The organism is Candidatus Zixiibacteriota bacterium (assembly GCA_022865345.1).
Taxonomy (GTDB): domain Bacteria; phylum Zixibacteria; class MSB-5A5; order MSB-5A5; family RBG-16-43-9; genus RBG-16-43-9.
On record JALHSU010000025.1, the window covers coordinates 1 to 9410 of the forward strand.

At 41.5% G+C, this 9410-nt stretch carries 8 protein-coding genes and 1 pseudogene; all 9 read left to right on the plus strand.

Translation table 11 applies throughout. The features are described 5' to 3' along the window. Positions 1-27 precede the first annotated feature (27 nt). The 9 genes and pseudogenes from MUP17_00995 to MUP17_01035 all read left to right on the plus strand — a co-directional run bounded on the left by MUP17_00995 (position 28) and on the right by MUP17_01035 (position 9039). Positions 28-822 carry an electron transfer flavoprotein subunit beta/FixA family protein gene (locus MUP17_00995; protein MCJ7457552.1) on the plus strand — a complete coding sequence of 265 codons (795 nt, stop codon included), beginning with the start codon at positions 28-30 and terminating at the stop codon, positions 820-822. 10 nt (positions 823-832) lie between these two features. Next, positions 833-1831 carry an electron transfer flavoprotein subunit alpha/FixB family protein gene (locus tag MUP17_01000; GenBank protein MCJ7457553.1) on the plus strand — a complete coding sequence of 333 codons (999 nt, stop codon included), beginning with the start codon at positions 833-835 and terminating at the stop codon, positions 1829-1831. A gap of 1 nt (position 1832) precedes the next feature. Then, the gene (locus MUP17_01005) at positions 1833-3839 is read left to right on the plus strand and encodes a heterodisulfide reductase-related iron-sulfur binding cluster (GenBank protein MCJ7457554.1); all 2007 of its coding nucleotides are present in this window, start codon (positions 1833-1835) and stop codon (positions 3837-3839) included. Between the two features lies 1 nt (position 3840). Beyond that, positions 3841-4605, plus strand: a complete 765-nt coding sequence (locus MUP17_01010) for a class I SAM-dependent methyltransferase (GenBank protein ID MCJ7457555.1) — start codon at positions 3841-3843, stop codon at positions 4603-4605. A 25-nt stretch (positions 4606-4630) separates the two neighbouring features. After that, the gene (locus MUP17_01015) at positions 4631-4861 is read left to right on the plus strand and encodes a DUF1858 domain-containing protein (GenBank protein ID MCJ7457556.1); all 231 of its coding nucleotides are present in this window, start codon (positions 4631-4633) and stop codon (positions 4859-4861) included. After that, the gene (nadA, locus tag MUP17_01020) at positions 4854-5768 is read left to right on the plus strand and encodes a quinolinate synthase NadA (GenBank protein ID MCJ7457557.1); all 915 of its coding nucleotides are present in this window, start codon (positions 4854-4856) and stop codon (positions 5766-5768) included. Before MUP17_01015 ends, nadA begins: the two co-directional genes overlap by 8 nt. A 129-nt stretch (positions 5769-5897) precedes the next feature. Continuing rightward, positions 5898-6776: a bifunctional DNA-formamidopyrimidine glycosylase/DNA-(apurinic or apyrimidinic site) lyase gene (gene mutM / locus MUP17_01025; GenBank protein ID MCJ7457558.1), complete on the plus strand. Its 879-nt coding sequence runs from the start codon at positions 5898-5900 to the stop codon at positions 6774-6776. 571 nt (positions 6777-7347) lie between these two features. Continuing rightward, positions 7348-7770: pseudogene (locus MUP17_01030) on the plus strand (TIGR02391 family protein). Between the two features lie 111 nt (positions 7771-7881). After that, positions 7882-9039 (plus strand): hypothetical protein, encoded by a 1158-nt coding sequence (locus tag MUP17_01035; GenBank protein ID MCJ7457559.1) that lies wholly within the window; start codon positions 7882-7884, stop codon positions 9037-9039. Positions 9040-9410 lie beyond the last annotated feature (371 nt).

The following is a 9410-nucleotide window of genomic DNA, read 5'->3' on the forward strand; positions in this document are numbered from 1 at the left end:
AGCAAAGGTCGACAAAAGGAGGTTTTTGTGAATATAGCGGTCTGTATAAAACAGGTCCCGGATACTGAGACCAAGATCGTTTTAAATCCAGATTCAACTGATATCGTTACTGAGGGGATCAAATTGGTGATGAACCCTTATGATGAGTATGCAGTGGAGGAGGCTTTAAAAATCAAGGAAAAATACGGGGGGAAAGTAACCATCCTCTGCCTGGGTCCGGAAAAGTCAATCGAAGCTATCAGAACTGCATTAGCTATGGGTGCAGATGACGCGGTTTTGTTGAATGATCCTGCTTTTGAGGGCGGAGATAGCTTCACCACGGCTCTGGTTCTATCCAAAGCGCTGAGTCAGATTGAATATGACATCATCCTGACCGGGAAGCAGGCAGTGGATTTGGATTGCTCCCAGGTCTATGCGGGTTTAGCTGAATTTTTGAACCTGCCCTATGTTTCAGTTGTAGTGGGTTTGGAGCTTTTTCCTGACCAGAAAAAAGCTTTAGCAAAAAGGGAGACAGAAGGCGGGGAAAAGGAGCTGATCGAGGTTAGCCTTCCAGCAGTTTTTGCCTGCCAGAAGGATTTGAATACCCCAAGGTATGCTTCGCTTCCAGGAATAATGAAGGCGAAGAAAAAGGAGATAAAAAAGTTAGGATTGGCTGAGTTTTGTTTGAACCTGGAGCACGTCGGAGCTAAAGGGTCTAAGCTCAAAAAGGGAAAATACTCTTTACCTCCTCAAAGAAAAGCCGGGATTAAAATCGAAGGGGAAATTCCAGAAGCCGCTGCAAAACTGGTTAAGCTCTTAAGAGAAGAAGCCAAGATCATCTAAAGGAGAAAAAATGCCAGGAATATGGATTTTAGCTGAACATAAAGAAGGAAAATTTAAAAAGATTACCTATGAGCTTTTGAGCCTGGGTAAGAAACTCAAATCAAAAAACGGGGAAGAACTCTGTGCTTTGCTTTTAGGCTCAGGTATTGAGAATTTAGCAAATCAACTGGGTCCATACGGGGCTGACAAAGTCTACTACTTGGAAGATGAGGTCTACAAGAGCTATCTTAATGAAAGTTACACTCAGGGGATTTCAGAGTTAGTCAAATCTCAGGACCCTTCCATCCTCTTGGCTGGGGCAACTGCTCTGGGAAAAGACCTGTTTCCCAGAGTGGCGACCCGCCTGGGAACAGGCTTGGCAATGGATTGTGTAAGTATTGACCTTGGAGATAACGGTTTGTTAAAAACGGTTCGTCCGATCTACGCAGGAAAAGTTCTGATGGAGGCAACAGTCCATCAAACTAAACCACAAATGGTAACGCTCAGGCCGAATCTTGTTGAGATTTCACCAGTGGATAGTTCAAAGAAAGCTGAGGTGATTAAATCAAAACCTGATCTAAAAAGGGAAGACCTGAGAACAATGCTCAAGGAGATTTTGAAAGGGGAAAGTAAAAAAATAGATTTGACTGAAGCCAAAATCATAGTCTCAGGTGGCAGGGGGATGAAAGAAAAGGATAATTTCAAAATATTAGAAGAATTGGCAGATGCTTTTGGAGAAGGGACTGCTGTAGGAGCTTCACGCGCTGCAGTTGATTCAGGTTATGCCCCGCACGATATTCAGGTTGGGCAAACTGGAAAGGTAGTCAATCCCACTCTCTACATCGCCTGCGGGATTTCCGGCTCGATCCAGCATCTTGCCGGGATGGCAACTTCGAAATACATCGTGGCGATAAACAAGGACCCGGAAGCACCCATTTTTCAAAAGGCGGATTACGGCATCGTGGGCGACCTCTTTCAAGTTGTTCCCCTTTTGACCCGGGAAGTAAAAAAGCTGAAATCCGAAGGTTGAAATGGAGATAACCAGAGAGATCTTCTGGAACATCGGCAATGTAAGGATTTTAATTTACCTTCTGGGCTTGGTCCCGATTATCATTTTAGCTTTTGGATTATGGAGAAGAATCAAACTCTGGAAAATCGGGAAAAAAGATAACCGGTATGACCGGGTCTGGGAAAGGATAAAATCGACCATCTCCTATGGAATCGTTCAGGTCAGGACTCTTGAGAAGACCTATCCCGGCTTAATGCATCTTCTAATTTTCTGGGGGTTTGTTATCCTCTTCTTAGGAACTTTGATAATCGCCTTTCAAGAAGATGTAACCTCGCCATTTTTCAATTATGATTTCTTTCACGGGGGATTTTATCTTTCCTACTCTTTTATCTTGGACCTTTTTGGACTTTTAGCCATAATCGGAATCCTCTTTGCCTTATACAGAAGGATTTTCTTAAGGCCTGAGAGCTTAGACAATAAATCAGAAGATTTTTTTGCCTTGTACTGGTTCCTGGTGGTGCTGGTTACAGGATACATAGTCGAGGGCTTGAGGATTGCCGCCACAAAACCTTATTTTGAAAGATGGTCTTTTGCCGGCTGGCAGCTCGCTTCCTGGATAGATGTTTTCAAGTTAGACATAGACACTCTTAAAATATTTCACCGGGTAAGCTGGTGGATTCACGCTTTGCTTTCTTTTGGCTTTATCGGCTATCTTGCCTATTCCAAATTTCTGCACATCTTCTCATCCCCTCTGAGCATTTACTTTCGCACCTTTGATCCAGTCGGGATGATCAAACCTATTCCAGACTTAGAAAATCAGGAAACATTCGGGATTTCGAAATTAGAGGAATTCACCTGGAAGGACCTTTTAGATACTGATGCCTGCACCAAATGTGGAAGGTGCCAGGATAATTGCCCCGCGTGGCAATCCTCAAAGCCGCTTTCTCCTAAAAAGGTTATCCTGGATATGAAAAACCATCTCAATGAGAAGGGTAGTCTGCTCCTTCAGAAAAAAGAGATGAATCCTGAAAAGAATTTGATAGGCGAGGTGATTCTGGAAGACGAGCTTTGGGCTTGCACCACCTGCGGCGCGTGCATGAGGGTCTGCCCGGTTTTAATCGAGCACATCTCCAAGATCGTGGAGATGAGAAGGAATTTGGTCTTGATGCAAAGCAAGTTTCCATCTGAGGTTTCTCTGTTTTTCAAGAATCTTGAAAATAACTATAATCCCTGGGCAATAGGGTTTGCCACCAGGGCTGACTGGGCTAAGGATTTAAACGTAAAGCTATTTTCGGAAAATAAGGACATCGAATACCTATACTTCGTTGGATGTGCTGGCTCGTTTGATGAGCGGGCAAAGAAAATCTCCAGGGCACTGGTCAATATCTTAAACCAGGCAGGGATAAACTTCGGCATCTTAGGCACAGAGGAATTCTGCTGCGGGGATCATGCGCGCAGGATAGGGAATGAATACTTAGCCCAGATTCTGATTCAGCAGAATATCGAGGTTTTCAGGAGATATAACATAAAAAAGGTAATAGTCTCCTGTCCGCATGGGTATAACATCTTCAAGAATGAATATCCCTTGTCAGGATACAAATTGGAAGTCATCCACCATTCTGACTTCATCTGCGACCTGATTAAAAAAGGTAAGATAAGCCTTGACAAGACGCTAGATACAACGGTTACCTATCATGATTCCTGTTACTTAGGACGTTACAATGAAATGTATGAAACGCCGAGGAGGATTCTGAAAGCTCTTTGCTCAGATTTAAAAGAGATGGAGCGCTCCAGATATCAAGGGTTCTGCTGTGGTGCTGGTGGTGGAAGGATGTGGATGGAGGAGAAACTTGGGGTGCGTATTAATCAGATGAGGGTGGAGCAGGCTCAAAAAACCGGTGCAGGCATAATCGCTACTGCCTGCCCTTATTGCCTGACAATGCTTTCAGATGGGATAAAGGAAAAAGAGATAAAAGACCTGCAGGCTTATGACTTGGCTGAGTTGGTAGAACAATCTTTGCGAATATGAGATGATCCTCAAAGACGAAAAATTCTATGACCTTCTTTCACCTGATTTTGACCTGATGGTCTCCTGGGAGAAAAGATTAAAAAATGAAGCTCCTTTTTTCTTGAAGCTGTTCGAGGAAAACAAGGTCAGAAAAATCCTCGATTTGGCCTGTGGGACCGGGCATCACTCGATTTTTTTTGCGAAATCCGGATATGAGGTTACAGGCGCGGATTTGAGCGAAAAGATGCTGCAGATTGCCGGGAAAAATTCAAAAGGGGTCTCTGGCGTCAGATTTGTAAAAGCGGGATTTCTGGATTTTTATCCCAAACTTAAAGATAGATTCGATGCGGTGATATGTCTGGGTAATTCGCTTCCTCATCTTCTAAGCCAGAGGGATTTAAAGAAAACCCTGCTGAATATATATAATCTACTTAATCCAGGCGGGATTTTAGTCCTGCAGAACAGGAACTATGATAGAATTCTGAAAAAAAAGATAAGATTTATGGCTCCAAATATCGTCGAGATGCAAGATGGAAGGGTGGTTTTCTTCAGACTGCTTGATTTTCTAAAAGACAAGGTGGTATTCAATCTGGTAACTTTCAGACAAAAGGAAGGGAAGTGGAGTTTTCAAACAAAATCGACCCTTTTGCGTCCAATATTGAGAAAAGAGATAGAAAACCTTCTAAGCGGGCAGGGTTTCAAGCGACAAAAATTCTACGGAGATTACGGTTTTTCACCTTTTAAGAGCATGACTTCAGAAGACCTTATAGTTTTTGTCAGAAAATAGTCAAATTGGATTAAAGGAGAATAAAATGACAGAGGAAAAAAAGATCACCAAGGATATGTCATTTGGAGAGGTTTTGAGAAAATATCCACAGACCGTCAAGATTTTCTTTATGTACGGGATGCACTGTTTCGGGTGTGCCATAGCTGAGGATGAGACCATTGAGCAAGGCGCTTTAGCTCATGGTGTGTCCCCGGATGAATTAGTAGAGGATTTAAACAAAGCTTTGACAGGTGAAGTAAAAGAAGAAAATGAGTAACGGCCAGAAGTTAGTTGAGGATATCCTCAAACTCAAAAAAGAGCGTAAGGCTATTATCTTAGCCCACAATTACCAGTCCCCTGAAGTTCAGGATATAGCAGATTTCTCAGGGGATTCTCTGGGTCTAAGCCAGGAAGCGTCAAAGACAGAGGCTGAGATAATCATATTCTGCGGGGTTCACTTTATGGCTGAGACTGCGGCAATTCTCTGCCCGGATAAGACCGTTTTGATGCCGGATTTGAATGCTGGCTGCCCGATGGCAAATATGATAACCTTAAGACAACTCAGGGAACTGAAGAAAAAACATCTGCAGGCTACGGTGGTCACCTATGTGAATTCCAAAGCTGAGATAAAGGCTGAAAGCGATTACTGCTGCACTTCCTCCAATGCGATTAAGGTCGTCCAGTCGATCCCTGCAGACGAAGAGATTATATTTATTCCGGATAAATATTTAGGCAGTTATGTGGCTTCCCAGACCAAAAGGGAGCTTGTGCTCTGGCAGGGTTACTGCCCAACTCATCGCAGGATATTGCCTGAGGATATTTTGAAAAAGAAAGCCTTATATCCAAAAGCTGAGGTCCTGGTTCATCCGGAGTGCATACCTAAAGTCATAGCCATGGCAGATAAGGTGCTTTCCACCACCGGCATCTGCAAGTATGCTAAAGAGTCCAACTCCGAGGAGTTCATAATCGGAACTGAGATTGGGATTTTGCACAAGTTGAAAAAAGAAAATCCGGGAAAAAGGTTCTATCCTGCATCAGAATTAGCTGATTGCCCGAATATGAAGCTGAATAATCTGGAGAAGATTTTGTGGTCCCTGCAGGATTTAGTATATAAAGTAGAAGTTCCAGAAGATATCGCCCGGAAATCCAAAAGGTCAATTGACCGGATGTTAGAGATTGTTTAGATAATTGCACAGGTTGATTTCAAAGAGCTTTTTTGGAGTGCAAACCTTCAGGTTTGCCTATTTTTTTCGCATAATGACTGGGTAAAGCTGAAGCTTTACACTCCAACTTTCTTCCCTAAATTTTGACTTATGCCAGAACTGCCTGAAGTTGAAACGGTTGTCCGCGGGTTAAGGAAAACGGTTTTAGGTAAAAGAATCAAAAGCCTGAGGATTTTCCCTTCCCGGGTTCTACACAGTCACCCCGCATTCTTAAAGAGGAATATGATCCATCAAAGAATTCAAGAGATAAGCCGAAGGGGGAAAAATATAATCATCAAATTGTCCAGTGGTGATCTGCTTTTGATTCATTTGGGTATGACCGGGAACCTGTTTTATCTGAATAGACCGAATCTCATGGGAAAGCATGACCATATAGAACTGGAATTCACCGACAAAACTTACCTGAGATATAGCGATATCAGAAAATTCGGAAAATTCAGGCTGGTAAAATCATCTCAAGCCATCAAGGAAGATGTTCTAAAAACGTTAGGACCAGAGCCATTAGAGATATCCAGAGATGATTTTGTTCAGCTTTTGCAGAAAAAAAAGGGAAAGATTAAATCAGTTCTTTTGAATCAGGCGATTATCGCCGGGATTGGAAATATCTATGCGGACGAGGCATTGTTCCAGGCTAAAATCCATCCTCTGCAAAAGGTATCTGATATCAGTCGGAATGGGTCAATAAAACTACATCAGGCAATTCAGAAGATCTTAAAAAAAGCCATAAGAGCTGGTGGCTCCTCAGTTGACAACTATCGAAATGTGAAAGGGGAAACCGGTTTTTTCCAGTTCTATCATAAAGTCTACGGCAGGGAAGGAGAACCCTGTAAAAGGTGCGGCACCAAAATCAAAAGGATAATCATAAACCAGCGCTCCACCCATTTTTGCCCCAGATGTCAGAAAAAAAGTAGGGAATCTGAGACAACTTTAGAACTTTTCTCGTCCAAAATCCCAATGTCACTGACCTGAAGATATGCATTATTTGAGCTGATGTAACAGGAATATTTTTTCTTCAAGGGTTCAAATTCTGAAACTTCAGTAGCTAAAAAAACTTGACTTTTAGGAGATCAATTGATAAAATGGGGAAGAAAGAGCAAAAAGGAACAAAAACAGGTAAGAAGTTCAGTAGGCTAGGCCTACACGCCCATCAAGTCACATATAACGGTATGGTAAATATGAGGTGATGTTCATGGAGTGGATAAGTGAATTAAATTACCGGAATTTTCTTGGCATATATGATGTGTTCCTTGATATCGAAACTGAAATCAATATTTCTCCTGATAGAATTGTAATCCCTTTATTCCAGAAGTTCATCAGATTCCCACAACTAATCCCAGTCGACTGTAAAGGCATGCGAGATGACTATTGCGAGCTCCGATGGAAAGCACTGAATTTTCTCAAGGATAAAGGTATTGTGAGACATTTCACCCTGCTAGAAGGTGCTCATCGCTGGGGAAACAAGGTGAGAATATTCGTCGAGGGAGGCAGATTTGAGGAGACTTTGAATAAGATGCATAAAAATTATAAGAAGAGGAGCAAGATGAAGGAAAATGCACAGTCCATAGACAGAACATCTTTTTGGAACCTGCTGCATCCCAAAGTTGTGAAGGTAGCTAAGACCCGCTTCGATAGCGAACACTTTGCAGATTCTGTTGAGGCGGCACTTAAGGGAGTGAACAGTGTTGTAAAAGAGTATGTAAAGGCAAATACAGGGCAGGAATTTGATGGGGCCGACCTGATGAATCGGGCTTTTTCGCTGGACAGGCCGGTAATAAAGCTTTCGGACCTGTCTTCGGATACTGGTAAGAATATCCAAAAGGGCTACTTGTAAATATTTTCTGGTACTATGACCGGGATTAGAAATCCAAAGGCGCATGAGAACATTTCCATCGACAACATCCGAGCGATTCATTTTCTCTTTTTAGCAAGTTTACTGATGTTTGTAGTTGATGAGAGGGAATAAGGATATGCTCAAGCTAAGGAATATCTTACTGAAAGGATTTGGATACTCTTGCAACGGTGAGGACGAATTGGATTGTTACATTATTTCTCTTTTTATCTAGGAGGAAAATTGATGGACAAGGAAAAACTCAAAAAGCTGGTAGAAGAATTCTCAAGACCAAGAGATGAATTTGATGGCAAGAGCTATATTACAAGAAGAAGAGAGTGGTTTGATAAACCGATGGAGAGTATCAGACCATTGCTCATGAAGGACAAGCTCAATCAGTTAACCATAATAGATGCTAAGAAAATTTATGATGAAATGACTGTAGGCGGGCCAAGATTATATCCCAAAACTTATATAGATAATGGTCTCGAAAAAATAAAAATATCACTTAAATACTTGCTTCATCGTGATGAGCCTCTTGCTGAAAGGTTTTATAATTTTGTGGCTAATCCGGATAGCGAATATAGACTTGAAGGTGTTGGAAGGGCATTTGCATCTACTGGCCTATTTCTATTAAACCACAAGAATAATGGTATTTGGAATGGAGCTGTTGATGGTGGACTAAAGAAATTAGGAATCTTGGTAAAAAGAGAAAGAGGAGAGCATGTTGGGCAAACTTATATCAAGGTTAATGCAATGCTTAATGATTTACGGGAGAGGTGTGGTTTCGAAGATTTAAGCCTGGTCGACGAATTTGTTGAATTGATCTTCCATGAGAAAATTGGCTCTGAAATCTTGAAACCTTCAGTTCCCATATCTGTTTATGAAAAAAAAGAAGAGACTTTAGAATCGAAAGAAGCTAAAGCAGATGAGAAGACACATATAAGAATACAATATCTATTGATTAAGATAGGCAGAATGGAAGGATATGATGTTTGGGTTGCAAACAACGACAGGGGTAAAGAATATAATAAAGAAAGGTTTAATGATTTATGTTTAAGAGAGTTGCCTCATTTTGCAGGCCCTACAGTTATGAGAATTGCTCAATCAGTAGATATAATTTGGTTTAAGAAAAATACCAGTAAGCCGATTTGGTTTTTTGAGATTGAACATACCACTCCAGTTTATTCTGGGTTATTAAGACTCAATGATGTCATAGTAGACTACCCTCTCGAGAAAGCAACAATCGTTTCCTCTAAGGCCAAGAAGGTGCAGTTTGAAGCTCAGATTGAAAGAAGGACGTTTACCTCTACAGACCTTAAAGATAAATGTAATTTTATGGAGTATGAAAAAATAGAAAAATGGTTCGAAAGCCTGAAGACTTTGAAACAGATAAAACAGTAGTCTTAACAGCTATTAAGATATCAAGAGTATAATTATTTGCGGAGGGCATAATCGATGAAAGTGAAATTACCGTGGTCGATATCAACGACAGTCAGAAATTCTGAGAGGCTTAGAGGTTTTTTGGAGATATTAAAGAAACTTGAAGCTGAGATTTGGAGTAACGAAACCCAGGGTTTAAAATTTTGAACCCCTGTATCTCAGGCGAACCTGAAAGGTTCGCGCTACGTTTAAAAAACAAATGGAGGTCTGAAGACCTCCGCTACATTTCTTAAACCTCTTCTTTCTCTAGAAAGAGGTTCCTCATCAGCTCGTCGATCTTCTCGATGCGGAAGGGCTTGGCTAAATATCCGTCCGCGCCCTCATTTAAGGCT

Bases quoted from the DNA above. Each gene is read 5' to 3' on its own strand.
- MUP17_01000 (MCJ7457553.1), top strand. From the start codon at position 833: ATGCCAGGAATATGGATTTTAGCTGAACATAAAGAAGGAAAATTTAAA.
- MUP17_01005 (MCJ7457554.1), top strand. From the start codon at position 1,833: ATGGAGATAACCAGAGAGATCTTCTGGAACATCGGCAATGTAAGGATT.
- MUP17_01010 (MCJ7457555.1), top strand. From the start codon at position 3,841: ATGATCCTCAAAGACGAAAAATTCTATGACCTTCTTTCACCTGATTTT.
- MUP17_01015 (MCJ7457556.1), top strand. From the start codon at position 4,631: ATGACAGAGGAAAAAAAGATCACCAAGGATATGTCATTTGGAGAGGTT.
- nadA (MCJ7457557.1), top strand. From the start codon at position 4,854: ATGAGTAACGGCCAGAAGTTAGTTGAGGATATCCTCAAACTCAAAAAA.
- mutM (MCJ7457558.1), top strand. From the start codon at position 5,898: ATGCCAGAACTGCCTGAAGTTGAAACGGTTGTCCGCGGGTTAAGGAAA.
- MUP17_01035 (MCJ7457559.1), top strand. From the start codon at position 7,882: ATGGACAAGGAAAAACTCAAAAAGCTGGTAGAAGAATTCTCAAGACCA.